Raw genomic sequence first — 26,927 nt, 5'->3', positions numbered from 1 at the left:
GGATCAACTCCTCCGGGCTCAGGCGGCGGTGACGGATCGACACCTCCTGTCGCAGGCGGTGGTGATGGATCAACACCGCCAGGCTCGGGCGGTGGCGACGGATCAACTCCTCCGGGCTCAGGCGGCGGTGACGGATCGACACCTCCTGTCGCAGGCGGTGGTGATGGATCAACACCTCCAGGCTCGGGTGGCGGCGACGGATCAACGCCTCCTGGTGATACTGGCGGCCTGACGATCGGCATCGATCCCGTGCTCACGGTTGGTCTCGGCGGAGCAGACGGCAACGGCCTCTCGGTCAATGTCCTCACACCACCGGACGCGACCGATAGTCATGGCATCAATGTGAATGTGCTTGGCGATGGCACTGGTGAAAACCTGCTCGATGTCGGCCTGCTTCCGAACACCGGTGGCATCGGCCTGCCTGGCACCGGCGATCCCGGATCCGGCGACGCACTCGGTCTCGGTCCCCTGCTCTCGGTCGATGCGGGAGGTGATGGCCAAGGCCTGGCAGTGAACGTCCTTGCGCCGGCCGATGCCTCCGACATGCACGGTGTCAATCTCAATGTCCTCGGCACCGGCAACGGCGAGAACCTGCTCGATATCGGCCTGCTTCCAAACACAGGCGGCATCGGCCTTCCCGGCACGGGTGAACCAGGATCCGGCAATCCGCTCGATCTCAATTCCCTGCTGAGCATCAGCCCCAGCGGTGCTGACGGGAATGGTCTATCAGTGAATGCGCTGACGGGGCAGGATGCGACTGACACCGATGGTCTCAATGTGAACGTGCTCGACACCGGGGACGGCCAGAACCTGATCGATATCGGCCTGCCGCCGGCCTCCGGCCTTGGCCTGCCCGGTATCGTCGATACCGGGTCTGGCAACCCGCTCGGCAACCTCCTTGGCAGCGGGTTGGCTGGCGGCCTTCTCACTGCCGAGGGCGGGCTGTTGAACGGCACTGTCGGCGATCTCAACGGATCTTCGACGGGCCATCTGATCGATCTCGATGTCGGGCCGCAGACGCCAAACGGGTTGGGCCTCGATCTGCTATCGACGCCCGATACCGATCCGACGCATGCCGTGAGCATCAGTGCGATCGATGTCGGTGCTGATGGGCCGCAGCTGGCAGATCTCGGTGTGCTGACAGGCAGCGGCATCCTCGACGTTCCCAGCTTGGGCGGCGCAGGAACGGACGGCCTGTCCGGCAACCTGCTTGGCAGCAATGGCCTGCTCGGCGGATTGCTTGGTGGCGCTGGAATTCCCGGCGGCATCCTGAGCGGCGATATCGCATCGGGCAACACCGTCTCGGCTCCGGTGAACGCGCCGCTCGATGTGGCTGCGCTCACCGATACGATCACGGCACCGCTGGCAGGTGACCACGGCCTCCTCGATCTGCACGGTGCTCATATCCTGTAGTGACAGGTGATATGCGATCTTGCAGATGAAATGATGGCCTCGGCGCACTACGCCGAGGCCATCTGTCGATCTGGGTGTGCAGGCGCGCGAAGCATGATAAAGTCACGCGGCTTCACCGACAGATTGGTGCTTGGTGACTTCGCGATATCATTTCCTTTTCGCCTACACGACCTGCGCCCTGCTTTGCAGCGTGCTGAGCTGTTTTGTGACGGCTCCCGCACGCGCCGATCCCCGCCAATTGTCGCTGATGCCGGATCCGCGCGGCGAATTCATTCGCCTCTGCGCCCCCTTCATGGCGCCGCGCTATGCACGCCCGGAGGCCGTGTGCGATTGCGTGCGCAACGCGATGTTCGATCAGGTCGATGATGTCGAAATGCTCGACGCATTGCTCTATGGCGTCACCGAACGGGGCGTCCCGACGCTGAACCGCGCATGGCTGCAGGCAGAAAAGTGGCCGCGGATCGAAACCACCATGACGGCGATCGCAGAACCGACTATGGAATGCATGTTCGGCGCTGGTGCTGAAATGCGCCTTCGGGAATCTGTGCCGCCTGACGGACCGGTCGGAATGCCTCCGGTACAGGACCTCACGCCGTAGCAAAACGCGCTGTTTCCAGCGCAAATTCCGATTTCTCTTGCGGCTTCCTTGCGTCCAAACCATGACCGACTTGCAGCACGACATCGACAGCCGCGAGGAACGCAAAGCCCTCGTTTATTCCATCATCGTCACCGCCTTCGACGCGGCCGTCGGTATCTCGGTGGGACTTGTCATCAATTCGTCATCGATTGTGTTCGATGGCGTGTATTCCGTCATCGATGCGGCGATGACCGGATTGTCCGTCGGCGTCTCGCTGCTGCTGACGCGGGGATCGACTCGCTACTTCCAGTTCGGCTTCTGGCAGTTCGAGCCGATGCTGGTGCTCCTCAACAGCGTCGTGCTGGCACTATCCTGCGGCTATGCGCTGCTGGGTGCGCTGAATGACTTGTTCAGCGTCGGCCGTTCGGTGTCGTTCGGGCCCGGCGCCGCCTATGGCATCATCGCGGGACTGATCGCGCTGGTGATGGCCTATCTGGTCGGGACGCGTGCGAAGCGGCTGAATTCAGAACTGCTGCTGATGGACGCGCGCAACTGGTTTGCATCGGGACTCGTCAGCGTCGCGCTGGGTCTCAGCTTCTGGGTCGCGGCCCGGATGCATGGGACGAGCTATGATCATCTCGTGCCCTATCTCGATCCGGCCGTGCTGGCGACGCTCAGCGTGCTGCTGCTGCCACTGCCGCTGCGGTCGTGCTGGCGATCGGTGAAGGATATCATCCAGGTGGCGCCGGTGGATCTGGATGAGGAAGTGCGCGAGATCGCGCGTGATATCCAGAAGCGCCATGGCTTCGAGAATTTTTCGAGCTATGTCGCCAAGATGGGTCGCGCACGTTTCGTCGATATCACGTTTCTCGCGCCCGACGATCTCGGGCCGCGCGAGGTGGATTACTTCGATGGCATTAGACGGGAGATTGCGGAGCGGCTGGGCGCCGTGCCGCCGAGCCACTGGCTCAATATCGAGTTCACCAGCGACGAAGCGTGGCTGTAGCGCTTACGCGGCGGCGCGTAGCGTCATCGCCGTCCGCTTGCGCGCTCGCATCAACAGCCATGTGACGATCGCGACGTTGAACAGATTCCAGCAGATGCCATTGATGAAGGCAGCCCGATAGGAGCCGGTGGCATCGAAGATGACGCCGGACAGCCAGCCGCCCAGCGACATGCCGGCGATGGTGCCGAGAATGACGATGCCGACGCGCGTCGCGGCCTGCGAGGCCGGCATCGCCTCGCGCACGATGATCGCATAGGCCGGCACGATGCCGCCCTGGAACAGGCCGAACATCGCCGAGATGATATAGAGGGAACTCAGCCCGTCGAAGAACAGATAGAACATCAGTGCCACGCCCTGCGCGATGGCACCGACCAGCAGCGTACGCAGCCCGCCGATGCGATCGGCGAGGAAGCCTGAGCCGACGCGGCTGATGATGCCGAGTGCCAGCATCACCGACAGCATCTCGGCGCCACGTGCGGCGCCATAGCCGAGGTCGCTGCAGTAAGCGACGATATGCACCTGCGGCATTGCCATGGCGACGCAGCAGCCGATTCCAGCCATGAAAAGGATTGCTGTCAAAGCATTGTGACTTAGCTGCAGATCGACTTTCGGCGGCGGCGCATTGGCATGGCTGCGGCGCTCATTGGCGCCCATTTTCGACCGCAATACCGCGAGTGTCACCAATGTGAGAGCCGTCGTGACGACCGCAATGCCGATCTGTGTCGGGCGCCAGCCGAAAGTAAGCATGCCCCAGCTCACCACCGGCGGCCAGAAAGTGCCGCCGATATAGCTGCCCGTCGCAGCCAGCGCGACCGCGATGCCACGGCGGCGTTCGAACCAGTGCGAGGCTTCGGCCATCAATGGCGCGAAAGTGGCAGATGAACCGGCGCCGATCAGAAGATGCAGCAGGATGAATTGCCAGAGGGCCGTTGCAAAGGACGACAGCACATAGCCGATCGCCATCAGCACGGTGGCGAGCGCAATGCTCGCGACGATGCCGAAACGGTCCGTCAGCCGGCCGACAATGATACCGCCGATGCCGAAGCCGACCATGGTGAACGTGAAAGCCAGCGCCGCGGCGCCACGCGTGGCGCCGAAATCGGCCTGCACGGCCGGGAGCACCACTACGACGGACCACATGCCGACGGAGCCCAACGAGCCTACGACGAGTGCCAAGGCAAGGCGGGTCCATGCCTGACGCGAGTCGGGCTGGAAGGCGGGCGTTTCCGGGAGGGCCGTTTCTGAATTCACTGCGGCAACCTGAAGGGCAGTTCCTTCCGGGTCAAGCCAGCCTGCTGAAGGATTAGGCATGCGAAAGTGACGGGGTGGAGAATGGAGCACTGGCCGCAGTGTCCCCCCTCCCGCGTGCGGGAGAGGGACAGGGAGAGGGTGCTTGAGCAAACTCCGACGTCACGTGGGGGTCCCTCTCCCCGGCCCTCTCCCGCAAGCGGGAGAGGGAGCACTTGTGCTGCGTCACGCTGCCTTAACTCACCGTCAGTTAACCAAAATTAACCCTTTGCTAACCATACACACGGCAAAAATTGCCGAGTGAAATCGTGTCTCGTCAGCCGATCGGGGGAATGCCCGTGGATGCCAGTGCGGTGCCTCACTTGCGGATCGGCGGCCCTCCGGCTGCCAAGCATACGTTTGGCGCGCATGACCGGCATGCGCGCGGGGAAGCTTTGACGATGACGGACATGACGGTGAGCCAGGGCCCAACAGCCCCAGGCGGCGGCTTCGATCTCGGCAGGCTTAAAACCGCGGTGCTGCGCGGCGATATCGCGCTGGCGCTCGGCGTCCTGATCATCCTCGTCGTGCTGATCATGCCGCTGCCGGCGATCGTCATGGACCTGTTCCTGGCGATCTCCATCACCATGTCGGTGCTGATCCTGATGACGGCGCTGTTCACCCAGACGCCGCTGGAATTCTCGTCGTTCCCGACCGTGCTGCTGATCTCCACCATGCTGCGGCTGTCGCTGAACCTCGCCTCGACCCGCCTGATCCTGTCGCATGGCCACGAAGGCACCGCCGCTGCCGGCCACGTCATCGAGGCGTTCGGCCATTTCGTGATGGGCGGCAACTTCGTCATCGGCGTGGTGGTGTTCGCCATCCTGGTGATCGTGAACTTCATCGTCATCACCAAGGGTTCGGGCCGTATCGCCGAAGTCGCCGCGCGCTTCCAGCTGGACGCCATGCCCGGCAAGCAGATGGCCATCGACGCCGATCTCTCCGCCGGCCTGATCGACGAAGCCACCGCCAAGAAGCGCCGCAAGGACCTCGAAGACGAAAGCGGCTTCTTCGGCGCCATGGACGGTGCCTCGAAATTCGTCCGCGGCGACGCCATCGCCGGCCTGCTCATCACCGCCATCAACGTGATCGGCGGCATCATCATCGGCGTCGCCCAGCAGGGCATGCCGTTCTCCGAAGCCGGCCGCACCTACACGCTGCTCACGGTCGGCGACGGCCTGGTGACCCAGGTGCCGGCGCTGATCGTCTCGGTCGCCGCGGGCTTGCTGGTCTCCAAGGCCGGCATCACGGGTGCTGCCGACAAGACGCTGCTGAAGCAGTTTTCGGGTTATCCGCAGGCGCTCGGCATGTCGGCCGGCGTGATGCTGACGCTGGCGCTGCTGCCGGGCATTCCGATGCTGCCGTTCCTCGCCCTGGGTGGCGGTGCCGGCTGGCTCGCCTACTCGGCCAGCAAGCGTAACAAGTCGCAGAAGGCCACCGACTCGCAGCAAGCAGTGCCTGCTCCCGGCAGCCCCGCCGCCGCTGCGGCCGCGCAGGCCGCCCAGGCTGCAGCGGACGAGCCGATCTCCGCCTCGCTGAAGATCGACGACCTCAAGATCGAACTCGGCTACGCGCTGCTGCCATTGGTCAACGGCCCGGATGGCACCGATCGCCTGACCGAACAGATCAAGGCGCTGCGCAAGTCGCTGGCCGTCGAGATGGGCTTTGTGATGCCGTCGGTGCGCATCCTCGACAATGTCCAGCTCGAGGCCAACACCTATGTCATCAAGATCAAGGAGGTCGAATCCGGCACCGGCCGCATCTGGCCGAACCAGTTCATGGTCATGGATCCCGGCGGCCAGCAGGTCACCGTGCCCGGTATCCACACAACGGAGCCGACCTTCGGCCTGCCCGCCACCTGGGTCGATGCCGCGCTGAAGGAAGAAGCCTCGTTGAAGGGCTACACCGTCGTCGATGCGGCTACCGTGCTGTCCACGCATCTGACAGAGCTGCTCAAGGGCAACATGTCGGATCTGCTCTCCTACGGCGAAGTGCAGAAGCTGCTCAAGGATCTGCCGAAGGAACAGGGCGAGCTGGTCAAGGATATCGTGCCCAGCCTCATCACTGTCTCCGGCATCCAGCGCGTGCTGCAGCTCTTGCTCACCGAACGCATCTCGGTGCGCGATCTGTCGACCATTCTCGAAGGCATTGCCGACGCGCTGGCCTATTCGCGCAATCCCTCGACCATCGTCGAACATGTGCGCGCGCGCCTTTCCCGCCAGATCTGCGCGCAGAACACCTCCTATGCCGGCTATCTCCCGCTCATCGCGCTGTCGGCGCAGTGGGAACAGGCTTTTGCGGAATCCATTATCGGACAGGGTGAAGACCGCAGCCTCGCGATGCAGCCGTCGCGCCTGTCGGAATTTATGGTCGCCGTGCGCAACAGTTTTGAGCAGGCGGCCCGCGAAGGCGAAGCCCCGGTGCTGGTGACTTCGGCCGGTATCCGACCGTTCGTGCGGTCCTTGGTGGAACGGTTCCGCTCACAGACCACCGTTCTGTCGCAGGCCGAGATTCATCCCCGCGCCCGGTTGAAGACCGTCGGCAGCGTCTAGTGCCTTCTCCCCGCTCGCGGGGAGAAGGTGGGCCGGCGAAGCCGGGACAGATGGGGGCTCTCCACGCACTGCAGAGCTAGAGCCCCCTCACCCGCCTTCCACATGCTGCGCATGTTCCAGGCGACCTCTTCCCGCAAGCGGGGCGAAGTTAAATCGCCCCAGGAACACGGATCCGTCCCTGCAAATCACTGCCGGCGGGGCGGTGCAAATTCGTCACACACAAGAGACTTGCAAATTCGTAATGTTTTTCGGCAAGCCTCCCGCAAGCTGCGACGATCCTGACTATCGCCTTATAAACAAATGAGTATTTCGTAAATTTCAGACCTGAAACGGCCAAAATGGCTCTAGGCCTCACGGAATATCACCGTCTTGTGATTGATAATCCGGAACGTACGCCCTCGCACTGACGTTCTTTGCCACACAGATGATGAACCTGATGACGAAAGCTCGACACCAACGAGCAGTCAGGCATCGGACGGCAGGAGCGTCTCATGAACCACTCGATTTACAGCGCGGACCGCATGACCCACCTCAAGGTGGTCGTTGTTGCCCTGATCGCCGGTATCTTCGTGGCCGGTGTGGGTATCTCGTCTCGCATGAATTCCGATCAAGGCTACACGCAGACCGCGCGCGTCATCAAAGCAGGTGCCCCTGTGACGACGGCGACCTCGAACAGCAGCATGGTCCGCTAACGAGTTTTACGAATTCGCATGCCGATGTCCCCCAAGGTCGTCATGCGATAACGCAGCAGATCCCACTCCCCCCAAGTGGACTGCGAAACGGAAAACGCCCGCTCCCCACGGGCGTTTTTCTTTTGTCTGTACTTCTGTTTGTGTAGTTGGCTTTTCGCCTCGCTGCCCCTCATGGTGAGGAGGCGCGCAGCGCCGTCTCGAACCATGGGCCGGTGAAGCTGGAGCTTGGCGCCATCCTTCGAGACGCCGCGCTTTGCGCGGCTCCTCAGGATGAGGGGGAGTTGGTAACGGCGCCAAACATTACTTCGGCGGTGGCACCGTCTCGATCAGCTTGCCTGTAAACACGATCGGGCCCGTCGCAGAACCGGTCGGCGAACCACCTTCCGGTTCGACGGTGACAGCATAGGTCGCCTGATGGACCGTGTCCGGATCGTAAGCCGCAAGCGCTGCACGCGTCGTGAATTCATCGCTGCCGATCACGCCGAGCGAACGCGGCGCCTGGAATTTGTCGGACACGATCCACAATTCATAGCTCTTGCCGACCTGCGGCTCGGCGCCGACCTTGCGCACCGTAAAGTTCTTGGTCGCAGCATCGACAGTGAGAATGAAGGCCGGCGACGACGCGTCGGTCTGCAGCAGCGCGACATATTGCGACTGTGCGGCAGCAAGCTGGACCGGCGTCTGTACGGGCGCCTGCGCAACCTGTTCTGCCTTCGGACGCAGCGCGACCGGAAGCAGATCGGGGCGCGTCACCTGCACGCCGACCAAAGCGATCAGAGCAGCGGCAATTGCCGTCATCGCTGTCGCCAAACCCTGCCAGCGCTGCGCACGGCGGGTGAGCGTGATGACATTGGAAGTGTCGGCTGGCGATGGCTCGCGCGCCGCTTCGATAGCAGGCGCTGCAGCGGGCTCCGGCGCCGATGGCAGGACCATCGATAGCTGCGCGCCGGACAGACCGATCGCGCTGCGGATATTCTCCCAGACTTGTGGCCCAGGCTCGACCATGCCCACCATCTGGTTGAGCGCCGAGAGCGCACGCTCCCACGACTCCACGACGACGGCGTAGTCCTTGTCGACCGCCATCATCTGCTCGACCTGCGCGCGCTCATCGGCGTCCAGTGTGCCGAGCGCATATTCTGCAGCCAATGCGATATGGTCTTCGCTATAGTCCATCATGCGAGTCCCAGACATGCGCGGATGTCCAACATGCTCCGGCGCAGCCACGTTTTGACGGTGTTCACAGGCTTCTCGAATTTCACCGCGAGCTGTTCGCGGCTCCAGCCATTGTAGTAAGCGAGCAATACGAGTTTCTGTCGTTCCGGTTCGAGCTGCCCGACACATTCGAGCAGACGCCGCAACTCTTCGGTCATCTCGCGACGCGCGAGCGGATCGGGTGTATCGGCGGCGACATCCATGGCGGACGGCTCTTCCTCTATCGACGTCTCGCCCTTCTTACGCACGACATCGATCGCGCGATTGCGCGCGATGGACGCCATCCATGTGATCGGCGAGGCAACACCGGGATTGAACTGGCCGGCGCTATTCCAGATCTTGATATAGACCTCCTGGATCACTTCCTCCGCGAGGTCCTGTCTGCGCAAGATACGGAGCACGACGCCGAACAGTTTCGCGCGTGTAGCGGTATAAAGCCGCTCGAATGCAGCTTCATCACCCTTTGCGACCGCGGCGAGCAGCCAAACCAATTCTGCCGGCGTCAGCATTCCGTCTCCTCGACCTCAAATTACCTTTCGCTGCGCGATCGGGTTCGCCCAGCGGTATTCGCGACTCGTAACATGAATACCGGCGCGCAGGCCATGACGCTGTTCGCGTTGTGGACGGCACGCACGAAAAACCCGGACCTTGCGGCCCGGGCTGGAAAGCTTTGCAATCAAGCGATCTGTTTTAGGCGACCGCGCCGATCCGGGCGCGCATCAGACCGATGCTGTCAAGGTCGGCCTGCTCGCGGGCATTCTCCTCCTCGCGGGCACGGGCCTGGTCGCGCTCGTCGAGCAGCTCGACCTTCTTGAGTTCTTCGAAGGCTTCGCCGAGCAGTGCCTTGGCGTCCTCGAGCTGGCCACGCAATTCGTCGGCCGAGCGGGTCAGGTTTTCGCGACGCTGGATCGCGGCCTTGGCATAGGTGGGATAGGCGAAATGGGTGGGATCCTGGATACCGGCGCGATCCTGCTCGGTCTGGATCTCGCGTTCCAGATCCACCGACATGCGCTGGAAGTCGGCGATCATGCCTTCGATCTGATTAACGCGGCGGCGCTTCTCGTCGACCTGAAATTTCTTCAGGCGGATCAGTGTGTCACGTGACTTCATCGACTCATACTCCCCAGAAGTCCCTGTCTCACAGCGGGACAACGCCGGCCGCCCAAACAGGTGCGGCCGGCTGAATTCCTTGTCTGGCGATCATGATGGCGCGACAAAGTTAGCGTTCCGTTGCTGAAGTACCAACAATTTGGTGCAGTTGCTGGTATCCTTCCAGCAATCCACACACCTCGTCCTTGCGCTGCCGCAGGAATGCCTCGAGCGGCTCGTGCAGCTGGATCGCCTCGTCCACCTCCGGGCTGGAACCGGCGCGATAGGCGCCGAGGCGGATGAGTTCCTCCATGTCGGAATAAGTGGCCATGATCTGGCGGGCCCGGGTGATGGTCGGCAGGTAAGCGGGATCGCAGGAGCGCGGCATGGTGCGCGAAACGGATTTGAGGATGTTGATGGCGGGATAGCGGCCGCGCTCGGCAATGCCGCGCTGCATCACGATATGGCCGTCCAGAATGCCGCGCACGGCGTCGGCCACGGGCTCGTTGTGGTCGTCGCCATCCACCAGCACCGTGAAGATGGCCGTGATGGAACCTTCGTCAGTGCCCGGCCCTGCCCGTTCCAGCAGCTTTGGAAGCTCTGTAAAGACGGTGGGCGTATAACCCTTGGCGGTGGGCGGCTCGCCAACGGACAGGCCGATCTCGCGCTGCGCCATGGCAAAGCGCGTGACCGAGTCCATCATGCACATGACATCCTTGCCCTCGTCGCGGAAGAATTCCGAAATCGACATGGTGAGATAGGCGGCCTGGCGGCGCATCAGCGCCGGCTCATCCGACGTTGCGACCACGACCACGGCGCGGGCCAGACCCTCCTCGCCAAGATCCTCTTGAAGGAACTCCTGCACCTCGCGGCCGCGTTCGCCGATCAGGCCGATCACGGAGACGTCGGCATCGACATTGCGTGCCAGCATGGACAGCAGCACCGATTTGCCGACACCGGAACCGGCGAAAATGCCCATGCGCTGGCCGCGGCAGCAGGTGAGAAAGGTATTCATCGAGCGCACGCCGAGATCCAGCGGCGCACCGACGCGGTTACGCGAATGCGCCGGCGGCGGCGAGGCGCGGTAGGGCATCGGTGCCGGCCCCTGCGGCAGCGGTCCCTTGCCATCGATGGGCTCCCCCATCGCATTGACCACGCGGCCGAGCCAGGCGATCGACGGGCGCACCATGCTGGCGGCATTGGCGATGACGGCACGGCAGCCACGGCGCACGCCCTCAAGCCCGGCGAACGGCATCACGACGGCGTTGTCGCCGGAGAAGCCGATCACCTCGGCCGGGATGAAGCGGTTGGTGCCGGTCTCGATGACGATGCGGGCGCCGACCGACATGGCATGGATGGGACCGGCGATCTCCACCATGAGACCGCGCACGCCGACCACGCGCCCGTAGATATTAATGCCGTCGATATCGGCGAGTTGTTCAGCAAGTGCTTTCAAAGAATCTGGGCTTTCACGGAAGCTGCGCTTTCACGGAATATCGGCCTTCCCTGCCTTATGGTCGCCTTCAACGTGAACGCTTCGTAGCGAAAGCTTTAAAGTTTCGCCTTATTGCTGGCGTCCCCTTAACTCCGTGTTTACCCGCATCGTTAATCATTCGATCACTGTCTTGAATGACTGAGAGCATTTGCGCCGGCAGAATGCAGGGCGTGAATCGATGGGGTCGGTTAGCTTCGATTCCTTATGCGGAACTTGAGCGGACACGGTTACGAAAAGAGTCTTTGACGCAATATCTTACGGCGATTCGACAAAAATTGCACGATTAGAGCTTGCGCGGAAGAATCAGCATTTGTTAACCATATCCCGTCAGGATCCGAATCAGTTGTTCGTAGGCGTTTTTTGGTGCCGCAAGTATGGCGGCCGACCTGACGCCCACAGCGGCGACTAAAGGGGACTGGCATGCGCGTTTTGCTAATTGAAGATGATAGCGCTGTTGCGCAGTCGATTGAGCTGATGCTCAAATCCGAGAGCTTCAACGTCTACACGACGGATCTCGGTGAAGAGGGCGTCGATCTCGGCAAGCTCTACGATTACGATATTATCCTGCTCGATCTCAATCTCCCGGACATGTCCGGCTATGATGTGCTCAAGCAGCTGCGGGTGTCGAAGATCAAGACCCCGATCCTCATTCTCTCGGGCCTCGCCGGCATCGAAGACAAGGTCAAGGGTCTCGGCGTCGGCGCCGACGACTACATGACCAAGCCCTTCCACAAGGACGAGCTGGTTGCCCGCATTCATGCGATCGTGCGCCGCTCCAAGGGCCATGCCCAGTCGGTCATCCAGACCGGCGACCTGGTGGTCAATCTCGATACCAAGACGGTGGAAGTCGGCGGCCAGCGCGTCCATCTGACGGGCAAGGAATATCAGATGCTGGAGCTGCTCTCGCTCCGCAAGGGCACCACCCTCACCAAGGAAATGTTCCTGAACCACCTCTATGGTGGCATGGACGAGCCCGAACTGAAGATCATCGACGTCTTCATCTGCAAGCTCCGCAAGAAGCTGGCCAACGCTTCCGAAGGCCGCAACTTCATCGAAACGGTGTGGGGCCGCGGTTACGTGCTCCGCGAGCCGCACGAAGAAGAGATCCGCATCCCGGCGTAAGCCGACACTCCCCGAACGTTCTCATGAAAACCCCGCCGCAAGGCGGGGTTTTTGTTTGTGGTAATGAACTCTCCCCCTACCAGCCGCGACGAATGCAAAGCATGGCATCGGACGATGTCGCGTGAGATGCATTCGGGGGCGTGATGGTTCTGCAATCCCTGGCCGGGCTGCCGGCCTTCCTGGTCTATTTCTGCACCGGCATCGTCGCCGTGATGCTGTATCTGTTCGTCTATCTGCGCGCGACCTCGCATGACGAATTCGCGCTCATCCGCAATGACTGCGCGCCTGCCGCGATTGCGCTCGGATTGAGCCTGCTCGGCTTCGTGCTGCCGGTGGCCAGCGCGATCGTGCATTCGGCCAATGTGATCGACTGCCTGATCTGGGCGGTGATCGCGCTGATCGTGCAGATCGCCGTCTATTTCATTTTGCGCATCCCGGTGCCGAAACTGTCCGATCGCATTGCCGAGGGACAGATGGCGCCAGCCCTGTGGCTCGGCCTCGCCTCGCTTGCGGCGGGCGTGCTGAATGCCGCCTCCATGGTGTATTCGCCATGACGAATGCGAGCATCGATAACTTCAAGAAGCGCAATCCACGGCGGCCGCCCGTCGAGGAGCCGGCGCAGAAAAGGTCGCATCATATCGCATTGCTGCTGATGGGCACGATGGCCGTCGGCGGCAGCGCCTATGCGCTGATGCCGCACGAAAAATGCGACACGACCCAGCCGATGACATCGGAAGAGCGGCTGCAATGCGTGCAGCGGAACGGGTCGTCATCGTCGTCCAGTGGGCACAGCTATTCCGGCAGCGGTTCGTCCTGGGGTAGTTCGGGCAGCAGCTCGTCGTCCGGACGCAGTAATTTTGCCAGTAGTGCTTCATCCTCTAGTTCCGGTCTTTCGGCGGCATCATCGAGCAGCAATCATGTGGCGCGCAGCGGCTTCGGCTCGTTCGGCTCGCATTTCTCCGGCGGTGGGTGATGCAGCGGATCACCTGTACCGAACGCGACGACTGGCAGGACACCGCCGCCAGTATGGGCTTCGCCTTCCACACCGATGCCGGCGAACGCTATTGGGATGAGCGCGCTTACTATGCCTTCACGCTCGACGAAATCGAGCAGCAGATCGAAGGACCGACGGCCGAGCTGAATGCCATGTGCCGCGAGCTTGTCGGACGCGCTGTGAAGGATGAGCGCTATCTGCAGCTCCTGAAGATTCCAAAAGCCTATTGGACCTATATCGCGGCGAGCTGGCAGCGCAACGAGCCGAGCCTCTATGGCCGCTTCGACTTCTGCTTCGATGGCAAGGGCACGGCGAAACTGCTTGAATACAACGCAGATACGCCAACGTCGTTGTTCGAAGCGGCTGTGTTTCAATGGACATGGCTCGAACAGGCGATCGCGCGGCAGATCATTCCGAAGCGCGCGGATCAATACAATTCACTGCACGAAAAACTGATCGAGGCCTGGCGCAAGATCGGTGCCGGCAAGAGACTGCATCTCGCGGCCGGCATGGACAGCGCCGAGGATCGCGGCACGGTTCAGTATCTCGCTGATGTCGCGCAACAGGGCGGCCTGTCGCCGGAGCTGATCGACATCACCGAGATCGGCTACACCGACGCCGGCCATTTCGTCGATCTCAAGGACCAGCCGATCGAGCTGCTGTTCAAGCTCTATCCGTGGGAGTGGATGTTCCGCGAAACATTCGGCGGCAAGCTCAAGGGCGCATCAACGCGCTGGATCGAGCCGCCATGGAAGGCGATCCTCTCCAACAAAGGCATCCTGCCGCTGCTGTGGTCGATGTTTCCCAACCACCCCAATCTGCTGCCGGCCTATTTCGACGATGATGCAGCCGCCAGCGAACTCGGCACATCCTATGTGCGCAAGCCGCTCTATTCGCGGGAAGGCGCAAATGTGACGCTGGTGAGCGGCGGCAATGCCATCGATGAGCAGCCGGGGCCGTATGGCGAGGAAGGCTATATCCGGCAGATGTTGATGCCGTTGCCGAATTTCTCCGGCAACTATCCGGTGATCGGCAGCTGGCTGGTGGACGAGGTGCCGTGCGGGCTCTCGATCCGCGAGGATGAGAACCCGATCACGGGCAATACGTCACGCTTTGTGCCGCATGCGATTTTGTGACGTGAGATCGGGTGAGCTCAATCTGTCACCACCCGCGAAAGCGGGTGGTCCAGTAAGCGCTATGCAGAGTAATTAACGTCAGCCGCCCGTGTCTACTGGATCGCCCGGTCAAGCCGGGCGACGACAGCCTCAAAGGTCAGCGCATCATGCTCAACGCGCCGGCATCGCCGTCTTCAGACCCACCGGGGCCATCGACGGCACGATCGACGGCGCGGCGCGCATGGCGGTCGGGCGATACAGGCCACGCTTGTCGGCATGGGGCTTGAAAGCGTCGGTGAGACCGACCACCGTCTCGGCGGCGCCGAGCGCGAGGAAGCCATCGGGCTCCATGCATTTGGCGAGACGACCAAAGATCTGCGACTTCATGTCCTGATCGAAATAGATCAGCACGTTGCGGCAGAAGATGATGTCGAACTTGCCCATATGCGAGAAGTCGGTCAGCAGGTTCAGCGGCTTGTACTGAATCATGGCGCGCAGTTCGGGCGCGATCTGCCAGAGGTCGCCGGTCTGCTTGAAATACTTTACCAGCAGCTGGATCGGCAGCCCGCGCTGCACTTCGAACTGCGTGTAGATGCCGGCCTTCGACTTCTCCAGCACCTGCTGCGAGATGTCGGTGCCGATGATCTCGATACGCCAGCCGGAGAGCTGTGCGCTCATTTCCTTGATCACCATGGCGATCGAGTAAGGCTCCTGCCCCGTCGAGGCAGCGGCGCACCAGATGCGCAGACTGCGGCGGGCGCTACGCGCCTGGATCATCTCCGGCAGCACCACGTCGCGCAGATGGTCGAACGGCATCTTGTCGCGGAAGAAGAAGGTCTCGTTGGTGGTCATCGCCTCGACCACGTCGCCGGCCAGCAGCGAGTTGCCGCCCTTAATCTTCTGCACGAGATCATCGATGCCGTTGAGATTGGCCTTGCGGGCCAGCGGCACCAGGCGGCTCTCGACCAGATATTGCTTGTCCGCCGACAGATCCAGGCCGGACTTTTCCTTCAGGAACTTGCGGAGGAAATCGTAATCGGCGGGGGTCATGAACGATCTCCAGAAAACAGGCGGGTAATTTTTGCGCCGATCTGATTAAGCGGCAGAATGGCGGAGCAGATGCCGGCATTGGCGGCCGCACCGGGCATGCCCCAGACAACGCTGGTGGCTTCATCCTGCGCAATCACATTGCCCCCGGCAGCAACGACTTCCTTGCCACCGCGCATGCCGTCGGAGCCCATGCCGGTCAGCACCACGGCGAGCACGCCGCCCTGCCAGACATCGATGCCCGAGGTGAACAGCGGATCTACCGCGGGCTTACAGAAATTCACGGGCGGGCCGTCATCGAGCGCGATGACGATATTGGCGCCCTGCTTCGCAGCGCGCATATGCTTGCCGCCGGGTGCGAGATAGATCGTGCCGGGCTTGACGAGTTCGCCGTCGATTCCCTCATGCGCCGGGCGCTTGCTGGCGCGGGCGAGATGTTCGGCGAGAATGGTGGTGAAGGTCGGTGGCATGTGCTGGGTGATCAGCACCGGCACGCGATCGATGACCGAACCGATCTCGGCGACCAGCGCCATGAGCGCCTGCGGACCGCCGGTGGATGAACCGATCAACAGCGCACGCGGCATGCTCGGGCTGAACGGACGCGTCGCCACTTTCGACGACACAGCAGCAGCGACAGGTGCCAGCGCGGGACGCGCGGCGGGCGCAGCCGGTGCAGCGTGCGTTGCCGGGGCGATCGATGGGCTGGTCACGGACTTCAGGCGGCGAACGCGCGCACCGAGACTGCGGATCTTCTGCAGCAGATCGTGCTTGAACACATCGGCTGCGGAGATTTCACGCGTGCTTTCGGGCTTCGGAATGTAGTCGGCGGCGCCGAGCGACATCGCCTTGAAGCTGATCTCGGCATTCCGGCGCGTCAGCGTCGATGCCATGATGACGACGAGGTTGCGCTTCTTCGCCAGCAGCTGCGGCAGCGCGGAGATGCCGTCGAGGTCGGGCATTTCGATGTCGAGGATGGCGACGTCCGGGCTGATGCGCTCGACCTGGTTGACTGCATCGAGACCGGTTCGGAGCGAGCCGACCACCGTCATATCCGGCTCAGCATCGATCCATCGCGAGATCAGGCCGCGAATGACCACGGAGTCATCCACCACCATCACACGCAATGGCTCATAACGCGACTCGGCCGCAGCCGGACTCATCACAGCAACACTCATCAACCCACCAAACGCAACTAACGCAACAAATGCACTTCATCATAAAGGCATTAACTAAAAAGAATCGCGCCGGTACTTGAATCCGTACCGACGCGAAAAATCAGATCAAGCCGACTTCGGCGAACTTCGCAGAGACGATATCCTTGTCGAACGGCTTCATGATGTATTCGTTGGCACCGGCATGCAGCGCGCGTGCAATATGCGCGACGTCATTCTCGGTGGTGCAGAACACGACCTTTGGCACATCGCCGCCAGGCATCCGGCGCAGATTGCGCAGGAATTCGTAGCCGTCCATCACGGGCATATTCCAGTCGAGCAGCACGGCATCGGGAAGCGTGTGCTTGCACATTTCCAGCGCCTTCTCGCCGTCCTCAGCTTCGGTGATCTCGAATTCGAGACCTTCGAGGATGCGTCGAGCAACCTTGCGGATGACGCTGGAGTCATCGACAACCAGACATGTCTTCATGTGAGCCTCACTTTCATGTCCCTAACGGGACATTTCCTCCGCGGACAGGATCGTCCAATAGCTGATCTTTATTAATGCATGATCTTTCCCCGAAAACCGGAAGCCGCTTTTCGGGATCATGCTTTACGCGGCCAGCTTGTCAGTCGGAATTTCGAGCACGCGATCAACGTCCAGCACGACCATCAGCTGGCCATCGAGGCGATGAACGCCGTCGGCCATCTTCGCCATGCGCGGATCGAGATTGACGGGGTTCACTTCGCGGCTGTCATCGGCAAGCTTCAACACTTCGCCGATGGAGTCGATCAGCAGACCGTAGGATTCGCCGCGCAGCTCGACGCCGACCGCCATCGGCGGCTTTCCATCGGTGTTCTTCGGCAGGCCAAGACGCGAGCGCATGTCGATCGCAGTAACGATGCGGCCGCGCAGATTGAGTACGCCGGCGACGTCGCTGGAGGCCAGCGGCACGCGGGTCAGGCGCTCCGGCATGAACACGTCCTGCACACGCGAGATCGGCATGCCGAACAGCTGGCCCCCGATCATGGTGGTGACGTATTCGGTAACGGCGCCGTCGGCGGTGTGGGTCACGTTGGTGGTGGTCATGTCGATTCCCCTTAAGCCGCCTGCTGCACTTCAGTCGTCTGTTCCTTCAGCGCGGCAATCAGGCCGGGTCGATCGAACTTGGCGACATAATCGTGGAAGCCGGCCTGACGGCCGCGCTCGATGGCGGCCGGCGAGATCATTGCAGAGAGCGCGATGATCGGCGTCTGGCCGTATTTCTGGTCCGAGCGGATGGTCTCGGCGAATTCGAAGCCGTTCATGTCGGGCATTTCGATATCGGTGAGGATGACATCGAATTCCTGACCCGAGCGCAGGACGGTGAGACCTTCCTGGGCGTTGGTGGCGGTGCGGACCTTGTAGCCCGCCGCCTTCAGAACCGGCGACAGCATGTTGCGGAAGAAGGCGCTGTCATCGACCAGCAGCACCGACTGTGCGGATGCCGAGACACGCATTTCCTTGCGCGAGAACCAATCCGAGAAAGCCATCGGCAGGAAGTGACCGACATCGATGACTTCGGTGGCGAGGCCCTTGATCACGGCCGAGCCGAGGATGCCTTCGCGGCCCGAAGCCACTTCGATATGCAGGCGCTCTTCGACGATATCGACGATCTCATCGACCACGAGGCCCATGGAGCGACCGTCGTCGGCGAAGACCAGGATCGGCTGGGTGCCGGATGTGCGAACGGTGACGTTCTCCATCTGCACCAGCGGCATCAGCTGATCGCGATACTGGACCATGTAGCGGCCGTTCGACAGTTCGACCTTGTCGACGCCGATCTCTTCGAGACGGGTGACGAGGCCGAGCGGCACCGCCTTCGGCTGCGACGAGCCGGCGCGGAACACCAGCAGCGAGGTCAGCTGCTCGGCACCCAGAGCGCGGGCCGCGGCGTTCTCGTCGGCGATCTCGCCCATGTTCGACGCCTGCGCGCCGAGTTCCTGCGCGATACCGTTCGGATCGACGATCATGATCACGGCGCCGTCACCGAGAATGGTGTTGCCCGAGAACATGTTGATGTGGCGCAGCTTCGTGGACATTGGCTTGACGACGATTTCTTCGGTGTGGAAGACGCCGTCCACGACGATACCGAAGGTCTGGTTGCCGACTTGCGTGACGACAATGAAGCCGTTCTCCGGATCGGCCGACGAACCGTCATCGATATGCAGCAGCTTCTTTAGATGCATGAGCGGCAGCAGCTTGTTGCGCAGGCGGAGCACCGGAGTGTCCTTGATGCGCTCGATGCGATGTTCGGAGTTGGCGCGCGCACGCACCAGTTCGACCACTGCGAGCTGCGGGATCGCGAAGCGATCGCCACCGGCTTCAACGATCAGTGCAGACACGATAGCGAGCGTCAGCGGGATCTTGATGGTGACGCTGGAGCCCTCGCCGGCCACCGACTTGATGTCGATGGTGCCGCCGATCTGATCGATATTGGTACGCACCACGTCCATGCCGACGCCGCGACCCGACACGCTGGTGACAGCGGCAGCGGTGGAGAAGCCCGGCGCGAAGATGAACTTGTGGATCTGCGCTTCCGTCATCTTTTCGATGTCGGCTTCGGTCGCAAGACCGTTCGAGATCGCCTTCGCCTTGATCCGCTCGGTGTTGAGACCGCGACCGTTATCGGCGATGCAGATCAGGATGTGGCCGCCTTCATGATAGGCGGACAGACGGATCGTGCCCTGCTCCGGCTTGCCTTCGGCAGCGCGTTCGGCCGGGGTTTCGAGACCGTGATCCGCCGAGTTACGCACCATATGCGTCAGCGGATCCTTGATGAGGTCGAGCACCTGGCGATCGAGTTCGGTGTCGGCGCCGTGCATTTCGAGCTCGATCTGCTTGCCGAGTTCACCGGCGAGATCGCGGACGATGCGCGGCAGCTTCTGCCAGGCATTGCCGATCGGCTGCATGCGCGTCTTCATGACGCCGTCCTGCAATTCGGCCGTCACCGTGGACAGACGCTGCAGCGGCACCTTGAATTCGGTATCTTCGTGACGACGCGAAATTTCGAGCAGCTGGTTGCGGGTCAGCACCAGCTCCGAGACCATGGTCATCAGATGTTCGAGCGTATCGACATTGACGCGGATCGACTGGTTGGCAACCTTGTCGGCGCCTTCCGGATGATCGACCTCGACGGCGGTCTTCTTCTTGGCGGCGGGCGCAGCTGCAGGCTTGGCGACAGGCTTCACCTCAGCCACCGGAGCCGCTGCCACCACAGGTGCTGGCGCTGGCGGCACCGGCGGAGCGGCCACGACCGGATGGAGTTCGGTTTCGGTTTCCTGGAAGGCGCGCTCCAGTTCGTCGAGCGAGACTTCGCCCGGACGCAGTTCACGCTCCAGGGCCTGTACAACCAGCGGCGCGTCGACAACGGGTGCAGGCGCAGCCTGTTCGGGAGCCGGGTTGTTCATCGCTTCCATGCCCTTTTCGACCATGTGATGAAGCTCACCGATGAGGTCTTCATCGACCCCCTCCGGTTCTGCTTCTGTCGCCTCGAGCTGGCCGAGGATGTCTTTGATGCGATCGATGGTGGTCAGGATCAGCGTCACCGCCTCTCCCGTCACGGGCATCCCATCGCGGAATTTACCCATGAGCGTTTCGGCGGCATGAGCCAGCGCCTCCAAACGAGGCAGGCCGAGGAAGCCGCAAGTACCTTTAATCGTATGAACAAGACGAAAAATATTATCGAGAATTTTCGCGTTATTCGGATCCTGTTCGAAGCGGACCAGCTGATTATCAACCGTGTCCAGGCTCTCGTTGGTTTCCGTCAAAAACTCGCGGAGGAGATCATCCATGAAAGTAGGCCTTCACACAATCGGAGCCCGCGCCGTCGCGTGACCCTTATCGAAGTAGTGCTACTCTCGCCGCAAAGCGTTTAATATTAGTTGAGCATTCCGAGAAAGACCGAACGACACCGCTCGAACCAAACCACAACAACGAAAACGGGCCGCCTCAATGGGCAGCCCGTAAAGAGTTCGTTAAGTTAGCAGCGCCGCCGCGTCATCAGGCCGCGGTCACCACGGCCGCCTCGTTCTCCAGCACCATCGTGATTTTCAGTGCAGTCCCTTGCGCGAGCAGGCGCGTATAATACGGCTGCACGGCATGGGCATCGATATTGCCGACCTGCTCGGCGGTGAGCATGTCGACGATGTTCTGCGGCAGGCGCGCATTCATACCGGTCGCGGTGATACGGAAGCCCGTGGGTTCGCCTTCGCCGATCGGATCGACCTTGAGCAAGCCGCCGCGCGGAATCGTCTGCTGTGCAATGATCAGCATGTTGAGCAGCAGCTTCACCTTGTTCTTCGGCAGCAGCAGGCGCGGCAGATTCCACTCGATCTTGGTCTTGTTATCTTCCAGGTGACCGCGGGCCATGTTCTGCGCATCGCCAAGGTCGATCACTGCACCGGCCGAACCGGCCGCACCGAAAGCGAGACGGCAGAACTGCAGACGCGCCGAGGCCGTCTTTGCGCTCTTGCGGATGAGGTCGAGCGCGAATTCCTTGTCCTCGGGCTTGGGATTGTCATCGAGCACTTCGAGCCCGTTGACGATGGCGCCGACCGGGCTGATCAGATCGTGACAGACGCGTGACGACAGCAGGGCTGCGAGTTCGAGTGCGTCGGGTGCCGGACCGGGCGTAGATGCATCAGACATGAGGTAGGCTCCTGAAGCCGCACGAATGAACGGCGAATCAAACATTTGCTCTTTGGTTTGATACACTGCACAGATCAGGCCGGCCACCGCCGGGCCTGTGCCCTCAATGGGCGAGGAAACAGCCAAAATTACGAGCGAGACACGAAAGCTTGCCATGACCGCCGATTCGCTTCCGCATCTGGACATCGACAGTGCAGCCGCATTGCTGGAGCCGCTGACACACCTCGCAGCACAGGCTGGCGCCGCCATTCTCGCCGTGAACCGCAGCGCGATGACAGTGGATGACAAGTCCGACGGCTCACCGGTGACGCAGGCGGACCTCGCTGCGGACCGCGTGATTTGTGAGGGCCTGACACGGTTGTTTCCGGGCATCCCCACGCTGTCCGAGGAGCGGCTGCATCTCGCCCAGCCACCTTATGCCGGTGCACTATTCCTGATCGACCCCCTCGACGGCACCAAGGAGTTCGTCGCAGGGCGGCAGGAATTCACCGTCAATATCGCGCTGATCGTCGATGGCGCGCCGCTGCTCGGCATTGTCGGCGCTCCCGCGCTCGGACTGATCTGGCGCGGCCTGGTGGGGCGCGGCGCCCAACGGCTGGAGATCAAGCCGGACCTCTCCATCGGCAAAGTGGCAGCCATCAGGGCACGCCGTATGCCTGCCGCGGGCCAGCCCTGGGTCGCTGCGGTCAGCCGCTCCCATGGCGATATCCGCAGCGAGGCCTTCATTGCCAGCCGGCCGGGTGCTGTGCGTCAGGAATTTGGCTCGGCGCTGAAATTCTGCCGGGTGGCCGAGGGCCAGGCCGACATCTATCCGCGCCTGTCACCCACCTGCGAATGGGACGTGGCGGCAGGCCATGCGGTGGTTGTCGCTGCCGGTGGCCATGTGGGGGACAGCCACGGCCAGCCACTGCATTTCGGCGGCCGGCGTGAGGATTTCATCGTCCCGGAATTCATCGCCTGGGGCGAGCGGGGAGCGCAGGCTTAACGCGCCAGCGTTTCCTGCAGGATCGGCCACTGTTTGCGCGCCACCGGCAGGAATTTGTCAGGCGCAGCAGCAAAAGCCGCGCGGGTGTCTTCGCGGCCGAACAGATAGAGCCGCTGACCGGCCACCAGCCAGAACCGCGGATTGCCCGCAATCGTCACGCCCCGCGCCATATCCACGGGATCATAGCCACCGAATTGCGGCCCATAGACTTCGGGATGCTTGGCGAATTCCGCACGATTGCCTTCGTTGCGGAACCGCCAGACGGCGCCATCTTCGGTCAGTTCATAATCCGGCAGACCTGCCAGCGCGTTCGATTCGGTGAAATAGGCGACGGGATCGAAGCCGCCGATTGCCAGGCCGGTGTAGCGATCGGTGACCACGCGCTCATTGGTTCCGGCCCATATCGGGGTGCAAAGGCTCGAAATCAGCCAGATCAAGGCAATTCCGCGGCCAAACCCACACCAATCCCGCCGTTGTGCCGTCATAGTTCATACCGATATTATGGAGACTCGGGGACACTGACCGCGGATTAAACGTGGTGCTTCTCAGCATCAGGTTAAGCCTGCGGTCTTCAGATTGAATACCAGGGGTTCTTTTCATGACCTTCGCATCACGCCTGGCAGCGCTCGCGCTTGCCTCGATCACACTCGCCGCCACACCGGCCTTAGCCCAACAGAGGGGCCGCGAGGCGCCCGACACCTACCGCTCGGAAGAGCTGGTTGGCGCCGGCCACCGCTTCTTCGGCAATGTGTCGCGCGGCCTCGCTTCGGTGATCGAAAAGGCCGTCAGCCAATGGGGCCTGCCAAACGGCTACATCCTGGGCGAAGAAGGCTCCGGCGCCATCGTTGCCGGCCTGCGCTATGGCGAAGGCACGCTCTACACCAAGAACGCCGGCGATCTGCGCGTCTACTGGCAGGGCCCCTCGCTCGGCTTCGACTGGGGCGGCGACGGCGCGCGTACGATGACGCTGGTTTATAACCTGCCGGCGACCCAGGCGATCTATCAGCGCTTCGGCGGCATCGATGGCTCCGCCTATATTGTCGGCGGCTTCGGCATGACGGCGCTGACCGCCAACAATATCGTTCTGGTGCCGATCCGCTCCGGCCTGGGGCTCCGCCTCGGGGCCAATATCGGCTATCTCAAATTCACGCCGTCAGCGACCTGGAACCCGTTCTGATTCGTCAGAACGGGCCGGCGCATCAAGGTTAACGAAGCGTTACGCTGTCTTTGCCTGCGCGCGCATGGCATGTTAACCGCGACTTTTCAGCGCGTGGGAGCATGTCATGGTAGAGCCGATCATGTATCTGGCGATCGGTTTTCTGGCCGCGATCTTGTGCAGCCTACTGATCATGCCGCTGGTGCATAACCGCGCCGTGCGCCTCACCACCCGCCGCCTGGAAGCCGCAACGCCACTGTCGATGGCGGAAATCCAAGCCGACAAGGACCAGCTGCGCGCCGAATTCGCCATGTCGGCGCGGCGGCTGGAAATGAGCGTCGAGCAGCTCAAGGGCAAGACCACCAACCAGCTCGCCGAACTCGGCAAGAAAACCGACGCCATCAACCGGATGAAGGTCGAGCTGACCGAAAAAACCGCTGCGATCTTCGATCTGGAAAACCGCGAGACCGCGGTGAAGCAGAAACTCGCCACCACTGAAACCGAATTCGCCGCCAAGACCGAAGCGCTGGCCGCCGCCGATCGGGCGCTGACCGACAAGCAGGCCGAACTCGCGCGAATCACGGCCGAACTCAATGATCGCACCCAGACGGCCGAGGGCCGGCAGGTCGAGCTGGTCACCGTGCGCACGCAAGTAGAAGAGCTGCGCAGCCGCCTCGGCCTCGCCGAGCAGGATTTCACCTCGACCCAGCACAAGCTCGAACTGCAGCGCGGCGAGTCCGTGTCTGCCACGCGCGACCTCGCCGAAGCGCGCGCCCGCGTCGAGAGCCTCAATCACCGCGTCACCGATCTCGATCAGCAGCTGGCGATCCAGGTGCATGAAGCGGAGCTGCTCGGCAACCGCGTCGATCAGCTCGAGACCCAATTGCTGGAACAGACCAAACTGCTCGCCGAGCGCGACTTCGAGAATGCGCAGCTGCGCCAGGCCCATGAGGCGACCGAGCAGATGGCGCGCAACCTGCGCGTCGAGATCGCCGCCAATGCCGGCGGCAAGTCCTCGCCGCTGGTCGAGCAGCTTCGCGCGGAGAAAGCCGGCGCGGAGGAAGAACTCCGTCTTGCCCGCGAGGAGCGCAGCAAGCTGCAGCGCGACCTCAACACCATCCATCAGCAAGCCGAGAGCGCCTGGGCCACCGAGCGCATGGAAAACGCCCTTCTGCGCGAGCGCATCAACGACATTGCCGCCGAAGTCGCCAAAATGGCCATGGCGCTGGAAGGACCGAATTCGCCGATCGAGGCCATTCTGGCCGCCGATCCAGCTGCCAGCCAGCCGCGCCCGGCCAATGACGCCGGCTTTGCCCCCAACAGCACCCTCGCGGACCGTATCCGGGCGCTGCAATCCCACGCGTCGCGGGCCCGCCAGCCGGGCTGAACCGGCCCGTTTTGCCCGTCAGTGCAACAATGTGGTCGCAACCGGCAGGGCGTGCTTGACACCCCCACCCCCAATTCCCTAAATCGCGCCACTGACGTCACGCATCGCCGGGCTCCCGCCCGGCCTTTTGGTTTCCGGACCCGTTCTGGACCTGCCGCGACGTCCGGGCGCATAGCTCAGCGGGAGAGCGTTCCCTTCACACGGGAGAGGTCCAAGGTTCGATCCCTTGTGCGCCCACCATTCTAACAGGGTTTTCGCGCTTTCGTCGATTTGTCCCACACATGCGTCTCACACAATGGGCGCCTTTTGATCGGCCATGTCTAAATTCACTTTCTTGCGAGCCGAGTGGTGTCGTTCGGTTCAGCGACGAGCTTCGTCTGCAAATTATCGACGACGGCAAAAATCGCGTTGACTCGTCATGGCGATTGTTCTCTATTCGTTCACAGCGCAGCCCGCGCGGATCACATAGGCCGGATGCCTTTGTCCGCGGTCACCTCATAGGGCGACGCCATTGTCCGAAATAGCGAAATGAGGATGCCTGAGATGGCAGGTCGCCGCGTGGCCGAGTGGCGCTTCCCCAACGACAAGCAGGCCCGCGCCGAGGCGACGGCCCGCAACATGGCCCGCGCCGCCCAGACCCGTCTCCCCGTCGACGACACGCCGCCTCCGACGCCCGCTGTCGGCCCCGCCGACCCGATGCCCGACTCCTACTGGGACAGCATCCTCTCCGACCCGCGCGCCGAGGCGACCCGCCCGCCGCCGTCATCGAACCCACGCCGCCTGGCAGACGCCCGGCGCGAGGCTATCCGCTTCGAGTGCCTGCGCTGCTTCCGCATCGTCGAGGTCACCGTCAGCGACGCCATCAAGCTCTACGGCGGCCAAGCGCCGACGCACGACGTTGGACGGAAGCTGCTCGAACAAGGCTGCCAGAGCCGCACAGGATCCCGCGACGACGACGGCTGCTGGCCGGACATCGTGAAGGCGTGAGCAACCGAGATGTCGCCGAAGCACCACCCCACTCCTCTCTCTGGCGGCGACCGCAAGGCGCTACGGAAGGAGCTCGTCAAAGCGCGCGGCGTCACGCTGATGCTGGCCCGACAGTCCGAGGATCTGCGCGCTCGCGGCGAGGCGATGATCCGTGAGGCTGACAAGCTGTCTTGCGAGAGCTGGAACGAACGCATGTGGGCGGACGGCGAGCCGATCGATCCCTCGCCGACCGTGGACCAGGCCGTCAACGGCGGCTTCCCGTGGCTGCAGATAGAGTGCTCGCGCTGCAGGACGCCGAGGGACATCGACCTGGCCGCGCTCAAGACGCCGACGACCACATGCGTGCACGATCTGGCGACGCGTCTTCGCTGCGAGAAGTGCAAGAGCGCCGGCAAGCGACCCGCGGCGACGCTGCAGCAGCTCGCACCGAAGATACGAAATTTGTCGCCCCAGTAAGGTTTACAGCAGCGATGGAAAAATTGTTCCCCTACCGCGCGAGCGGCCATGTTAATGATCAACACATCACACCGGCCCCGAGGCGGCCCGCAGAGAAGCCAATGCTCGACTATCGCGCCTACATCATCGGTCCAGACGGACACTTCAAAGCTTCGGAAACCATCTCGGCGACCGACGACGCGGCCGCGATTGAGGCCGCCGGCCAGTTCGTCGGCGAGGATGGGGTAGAGGTCTGGCTGTTAGACCGCAAGGTCGCGGTCCTGCCGGCTAAAACTCAAAAGTAGGTCGAACCATTAACGCCTTGTTTCGTATACCTCCGCAGCGAAAACGGAGTAGCGAACGTGAGCGGCGGGAATGGGAAGGAAGAGCTCTATCGGCGGCTTAAGCAGGCCCGTAGGCTCGTCACCCCCACACTCGATCCCACTTCGAAAGAGCGCATCGGACGCCTTATCAGCGACCTCGAGAGCGACATCGCGGCCATCTAGGCTCGCGACGCCGACGCCCCACCCGAGTG

General features: G+C 62.3%; 28 protein-coding genes and 1 tRNA gene. 17 read left to right on the top strand and 12 right to left on the bottom strand.

Going from position 1 to position 26,927, the window contains the following annotated elements:
* The 4 genes from AC1RQ5_RS09995 to AC1RQ5_RS09980 all read left to right on the top strand — a co-directional run.
* A partial coding sequence (locus AC1RQ5_RS09995; RefSeq protein WP_493198629.1) for a hypothetical protein occupies positions 1-232 on the top strand: 232 nt, incomplete at its 5' end.
* Between the two features lie 17 nt (positions 233-249).
* Positions 250-1,413 (top strand): autotransporter outer membrane beta-barrel domain-containing protein, encoded by a 1,164-nt coding sequence (locus tag AC1RQ5_RS09990; protein ID WP_493198628.1) that lies wholly within the window; start codon positions 250-252, stop codon positions 1,411-1,413.
* 205 nt (positions 1,414-1,618) lie between these two features.
* Entirely contained in the window at positions 1,619-2,011 is a 393-nt protein-coding gene (locus AC1RQ5_RS09985) for a hypothetical protein (protein ID WP_493198626.1), read from the top strand.
* A 61-nt stretch (positions 2,012-2,072) separates the two neighbouring features.
* Positions 2,073-2,996, top strand: a complete 924-nt coding sequence (locus AC1RQ5_RS09980; RefSeq protein WP_493198624.1) for a cation diffusion facilitator family transporter — start codon at positions 2,073-2,075, stop codon at positions 2,994-2,996.
* A gap of 3 nt (positions 2,997-2,999) precedes the next feature.
* On the opposite strand, the gene AC1RQ5_RS09975 is transcribed toward AC1RQ5_RS09980, so the two are convergent.
* A complete protein-coding gene (locus AC1RQ5_RS09975) occupies positions 3,000-4,307 on the bottom strand; it encodes an MFS transporter (protein ID WP_493198622.1) in 1,308 nt (435 codons plus the stop codon).
* A 377-nt stretch (positions 4,308-4,684) separates the two neighbouring features.
* Here AC1RQ5_RS09975 and flhA point away from each other — a divergent pair, with 377 nt between their 5' ends.
* The gene (gene flhA / locus AC1RQ5_RS09970) at positions 4,685-6,835 is read left to right on the top strand and encodes a flagellar biosynthesis protein FlhA (protein WP_398476062.1); all 2,151 of its coding nucleotides are present in this window, start codon (positions 4,685-4,687) and stop codon (positions 6,833-6,835) included.
* A 491-nt stretch (positions 6,836-7,326) separates the two neighbouring features.
* The gene (locus AC1RQ5_RS09965; protein ID WP_398476060.1) at positions 7,327-7,527 is read left to right on the top strand and encodes a hypothetical protein; all 201 of its coding nucleotides are present in this window, start codon (positions 7,327-7,329) and stop codon (positions 7,525-7,527) included.
* Positions 7,528-7,827: 300 nt separating this feature from the next.
* Here AC1RQ5_RS09965 and AC1RQ5_RS09960 read toward each other — a convergent pair whose 3' ends face one another.
* The 4 genes from AC1RQ5_RS09960 to fliI form a co-directional block, all read right to left on the bottom strand.
* Positions 7,828-8,700 carry an anti-sigma factor gene (locus AC1RQ5_RS09960; protein ID WP_493203369.1) on the bottom strand — a complete coding sequence of 291 codons (873 nt, stop codon included), beginning with the start codon at positions 8,698-8,700 and terminating at the stop codon, positions 7,828-7,830.
* A complete protein-coding gene (locus AC1RQ5_RS09955; RefSeq protein WP_398476058.1) occupies positions 8,700-9,248 on the bottom strand; it encodes a sigma-70 family RNA polymerase sigma factor in 549 nt (182 codons plus the stop codon). The genes AC1RQ5_RS09960 and AC1RQ5_RS09955 overlap by 1 nt, the downstream gene beginning before the upstream one ends.
* A gap of 181 nt (positions 9,249-9,429) precedes the next feature.
* Complete coding sequence (gene fliJ / locus AC1RQ5_RS09950; RefSeq protein ID WP_211912366.1) at positions 9,430-9,849, bottom strand: flagellar export protein FliJ; 420 nt, start codon at positions 9,847-9,849, stop codon at positions 9,430-9,432.
* Between the two features lie 109 nt (positions 9,850-9,958).
* Positions 9,959-11,284 (bottom strand): flagellar protein export ATPase FliI, encoded by a 1,326-nt coding sequence (gene fliI / locus AC1RQ5_RS09945; protein WP_398476055.1) that lies wholly within the window; start codon positions 11,282-11,284, stop codon positions 9,959-9,961.
* Positions 11,285-11,743: 459 nt separating this feature from the next.
* Here fliI and ctrA point away from each other — a divergent pair, with 459 nt between their 5' ends.
* The 4 genes from ctrA to AC1RQ5_RS09925 all read left to right on the top strand — a co-directional run bounded on the left by ctrA (position 11,744) and on the right by AC1RQ5_RS09925 (position 14,575).
* Positions 11,744-12,445 carry a response regulator transcription factor CtrA gene (gene ctrA, locus AC1RQ5_RS09940; RefSeq protein WP_068737116.1) on the top strand — a complete coding sequence of 234 codons (702 nt, stop codon included), beginning with the start codon at positions 11,744-11,746 and terminating at the stop codon, positions 12,443-12,445.
* Between the two features lie 143 nt (positions 12,446-12,588).
* On the top strand, positions 12,589-12,999 hold the full coding sequence (locus tag AC1RQ5_RS09935) for a DUF350 domain-containing protein (protein ID WP_493198618.1): 411 nt from the start codon (positions 12,589-12,591) through the stop codon (positions 12,997-12,999).
* A complete protein-coding gene (locus AC1RQ5_RS09930) occupies positions 12,996-13,418 on the top strand; it encodes a hypothetical protein (RefSeq protein WP_493198617.1) in 423 nt (140 codons plus the stop codon). Before AC1RQ5_RS09935 ends, AC1RQ5_RS09930 begins: the two co-directional genes overlap by 4 nt.
* Entirely contained in the window at positions 13,418-14,575 is a 1,158-nt protein-coding gene (locus AC1RQ5_RS09925; RefSeq protein WP_493198616.1) for a glutathionylspermidine synthase family protein, read from the top strand. Before AC1RQ5_RS09930 ends, AC1RQ5_RS09925 begins: the two co-directional genes overlap by 1 nt.
* A 150-nt stretch (positions 14,576-14,725) precedes the next feature.
* On the opposite strand, the gene AC1RQ5_RS09920 is transcribed toward AC1RQ5_RS09925, so the two are convergent.
* From AC1RQ5_RS09920 to chpT, 6 genes are all read right to left on the bottom strand, one after another.
* A complete protein-coding gene (locus AC1RQ5_RS09920; protein ID WP_398476046.1) occupies positions 14,726-15,604 on the bottom strand; it encodes a CheR family methyltransferase in 879 nt (292 codons plus the stop codon).
* A complete protein-coding gene (locus AC1RQ5_RS09915) occupies positions 15,601-16,776 on the bottom strand; it encodes a protein-glutamate methylesterase/protein-glutamine glutaminase (protein WP_493198614.1) in 1,176 nt (391 codons plus the stop codon). The genes AC1RQ5_RS09920 and AC1RQ5_RS09915 overlap by 4 nt, the downstream gene beginning before the upstream one ends.
* A gap of 100 nt (positions 16,777-16,876) precedes the next feature.
* Complete coding sequence (locus tag AC1RQ5_RS09910) at positions 16,877-17,242, bottom strand: response regulator (RefSeq protein ID WP_398476043.1); 366 nt, start codon at positions 17,240-17,242, stop codon at positions 16,877-16,879.
* Between the two features lie 123 nt (positions 17,243-17,365).
* A complete protein-coding gene (locus AC1RQ5_RS09905; RefSeq protein WP_398476041.1) occupies positions 17,366-17,842 on the bottom strand; it encodes a chemotaxis protein CheW in 477 nt (158 codons plus the stop codon).
* Between the two features lie 11 nt (positions 17,843-17,853).
* Positions 17,854-20,586: a hybrid sensor histidine kinase/response regulator gene (locus AC1RQ5_RS09900; protein WP_493198611.1), complete on the bottom strand. Its 2,733-nt coding sequence runs from the start codon at positions 20,584-20,586 to the stop codon at positions 17,854-17,856.
* Between the two features lie 208 nt (positions 20,587-20,794).
* Entirely contained in the window at positions 20,795-21,442 is a 648-nt protein-coding gene (gene chpT / locus AC1RQ5_RS09895; RefSeq protein ID WP_398476036.1) for a histidine phosphotransferase ChpT, read from the bottom strand.
* A gap of 154 nt (positions 21,443-21,596) precedes the next feature.
* On the opposite strand from chpT, the gene cysQ reads away from it, so the two are divergent.
* Positions 21,597-22,427 (top strand): 3'(2'),5'-bisphosphate nucleotidase CysQ, encoded by an 831-nt coding sequence (gene cysQ / locus AC1RQ5_RS09890; protein WP_493198609.1) that lies wholly within the window; start codon positions 21,597-21,599, stop codon positions 22,425-22,427.
* Here the strand turns inward: cysQ and AC1RQ5_RS09885 are convergent.
* Complete coding sequence (locus AC1RQ5_RS09885; protein WP_493198607.1) at positions 22,424-22,912, bottom strand: YHS domain-containing (seleno)protein; 489 nt, start codon at positions 22,910-22,912, stop codon at positions 22,424-22,426. The two genes, cysQ and AC1RQ5_RS09885, sit on opposite strands and share 4 nt — an antisense overlap.
* A gap of 113 nt (positions 22,913-23,025) precedes the next feature.
* Here AC1RQ5_RS09885 and AC1RQ5_RS09880 point away from each other — a divergent pair, with 113 nt between their 5' ends.
* From AC1RQ5_RS09880 to AC1RQ5_RS09855, 6 genes are all read left to right on the top strand, one after another.
* Positions 23,026-23,604, top strand: a complete 579-nt coding sequence (locus AC1RQ5_RS09880) for a DUF1134 domain-containing protein (protein ID WP_493198606.1) — start codon at positions 23,026-23,028, stop codon at positions 23,602-23,604.
* A 106-nt stretch (positions 23,605-23,710) separates the two neighbouring features.
* The gene (locus AC1RQ5_RS09875) at positions 23,711-24,970 is read left to right on the top strand and encodes a hypothetical protein (RefSeq protein WP_493198604.1); all 1,260 of its coding nucleotides are present in this window, start codon (positions 23,711-23,713) and stop codon (positions 24,968-24,970) included.
* 165 nt (positions 24,971-25,135) lie between these two features.
* Positions 25,136-25,210: transfer RNA gene (locus AC1RQ5_RS09870), tRNA-Val, on the top strand.
* Between the two features lie 303 nt (positions 25,211-25,513).
* On the top strand, positions 25,514-25,957 hold the full coding sequence (locus AC1RQ5_RS09865) for a hypothetical protein (RefSeq protein WP_493198602.1): 444 nt from the start codon (positions 25,514-25,516) through the stop codon (positions 25,955-25,957).
* 9 nt (positions 25,958-25,966) lie between these two features.
* Complete coding sequence (locus AC1RQ5_RS09860; RefSeq protein WP_493198600.1) at positions 25,967-26,413, top strand: hypothetical protein; 447 nt, start codon at positions 25,967-25,969, stop codon at positions 26,411-26,413.
* Positions 26,414-26,514: 101 nt separating this feature from the next.
* A complete protein-coding gene (locus AC1RQ5_RS09855) occupies positions 26,515-26,697 on the top strand; it encodes a hypothetical protein (RefSeq protein WP_493198598.1) in 183 nt (60 codons plus the stop codon).
* Positions 26,698-26,927: the final 230 nt, after the last annotated feature.

Source organism: Tardiphaga sp. GW821-FHT12E02, assembly GCF_058807155.1.
This window is presented reverse-complemented; position numbering and strand designations above follow the sequence as displayed.

What these genes read in the sequence shown, in the direction of transcription:
- AC1RQ5_RS09980 (WP_493198624.1), top strand. Translation starts at nt 2,073, where the DNA reads ATGACCGACTTGCAGCACGACATCGACAGCCGCGAGGAACGCAAAGCC.
- AC1RQ5_RS09975 (WP_493198622.1), bottom strand. Translation starts at nt 4,307, where the DNA reads ATGCCTAATCCTTCAGCAGGCTGGCTTGACCCGGAAGGAACTGCCCTT.
- flhA (WP_398476062.1), top strand. Translation starts at nt 4,685, where the DNA reads ATGACGGACATGACGGTGAGCCAGGGCCCAACAGCCCCAGGCGGCGGC.
- AC1RQ5_RS09965 (WP_398476060.1), top strand. Translation starts at nt 7,327, where the DNA reads ATGAACCACTCGATTTACAGCGCGGACCGCATGACCCACCTCAAGGTG.
- AC1RQ5_RS09960 (WP_493203369.1), bottom strand. Translation starts at nt 8,700, where the DNA reads ATGGACTATAGCGAAGACCATATCGCATTGGCTGCAGAATATGCGCTC.
- AC1RQ5_RS09955 (WP_398476058.1), bottom strand. Translation starts at nt 9,248, where the DNA reads ATGCTGACGCCGGCAGAATTGGTTTGGCTGCTCGCCGCGGTCGCAAAG.
- fliJ (WP_211912366.1), bottom strand. Translation starts at nt 9,849, where the DNA reads ATGAAGTCACGTGACACACTGATCCGCCTGAAGAAATTTCAGGTCGAC.
- ctrA (WP_068737116.1), top strand. Translation starts at nt 11,744, where the DNA reads ATGCGCGTTTTGCTAATTGAAGATGATAGCGCTGTTGCGCAGTCGATT.
- AC1RQ5_RS09935 (WP_493198618.1), top strand. Translation starts at nt 12,589, where the DNA reads ATGGTTCTGCAATCCCTGGCCGGGCTGCCGGCCTTCCTGGTCTATTTC.
- AC1RQ5_RS09930 (WP_493198617.1), top strand. Translation starts at nt 12,996, where the DNA reads ATGACGAATGCGAGCATCGATAACTTCAAGAAGCGCAATCCACGGCGG.
- AC1RQ5_RS09925 (WP_493198616.1), top strand. Translation starts at nt 13,418, where the DNA reads ATGCAGCGGATCACCTGTACCGAACGCGACGACTGGCAGGACACCGCC.
- AC1RQ5_RS09920 (WP_398476046.1), bottom strand. Translation starts at nt 15,604, where the DNA reads ATGACCCCCGCCGATTACGATTTCCTCCGCAAGTTCCTGAAGGAAAAG.
- AC1RQ5_RS09915 (WP_493198614.1), bottom strand. Translation starts at nt 16,776, where the DNA reads ATGAGTGTTGCTGTGATGAGTCCGGCTGCGGCCGAGTCGCGTTATGAG.
- AC1RQ5_RS09910 (WP_398476043.1), bottom strand. Translation starts at nt 17,242, where the DNA reads ATGAAGACATGTCTGGTTGTCGATGACTCCAGCGTCATCCGCAAGGTT.
- AC1RQ5_RS09905 (WP_398476041.1), bottom strand. Translation starts at nt 17,842, where the DNA reads ATGACCACCACCAACGTGACCCACACCGCCGACGGCGCCGTTACCGAA.
- AC1RQ5_RS09900 (WP_493198611.1), bottom strand. Translation starts at nt 20,586, where the DNA reads ATGGATGATCTCCTCCGCGAGTTTTTGACGGAAACCAACGAGAGCCTG.
- chpT (WP_398476036.1), bottom strand. Translation starts at nt 21,442, where the DNA reads ATGTCTGATGCATCTACGCCCGGTCCGGCACCCGACGCACTCGAACTC.
- cysQ (WP_493198609.1), top strand. Translation starts at nt 21,597, where the DNA reads ATGACCGCCGATTCGCTTCCGCATCTGGACATCGACAGTGCAGCCGCA.
- AC1RQ5_RS09885 (WP_493198607.1), bottom strand. Translation starts at nt 22,912, where the DNA reads ATGACGGCACAACGGCGGGATTGGTGTGGGTTTGGCCGCGGAATTGCC.
- AC1RQ5_RS09880 (WP_493198606.1), top strand. Translation starts at nt 23,026, where the DNA reads ATGACCTTCGCATCACGCCTGGCAGCGCTCGCGCTTGCCTCGATCACA.
- AC1RQ5_RS09875 (WP_493198604.1), top strand. Translation starts at nt 23,711, where the DNA reads ATGGTAGAGCCGATCATGTATCTGGCGATCGGTTTTCTGGCCGCGATC.
- AC1RQ5_RS09865 (WP_493198602.1), top strand. Translation starts at nt 25,514, where the DNA reads ATGGCAGGTCGCCGCGTGGCCGAGTGGCGCTTCCCCAACGACAAGCAG.
- AC1RQ5_RS09860 (WP_493198600.1), top strand. Translation starts at nt 25,967, where the DNA reads ATGTCGCCGAAGCACCACCCCACTCCTCTCTCTGGCGGCGACCGCAAG.
- AC1RQ5_RS09855 (WP_493198598.1), top strand. Translation starts at nt 26,515, where the DNA reads ATGCTCGACTATCGCGCCTACATCATCGGTCCAGACGGACACTTCAAA.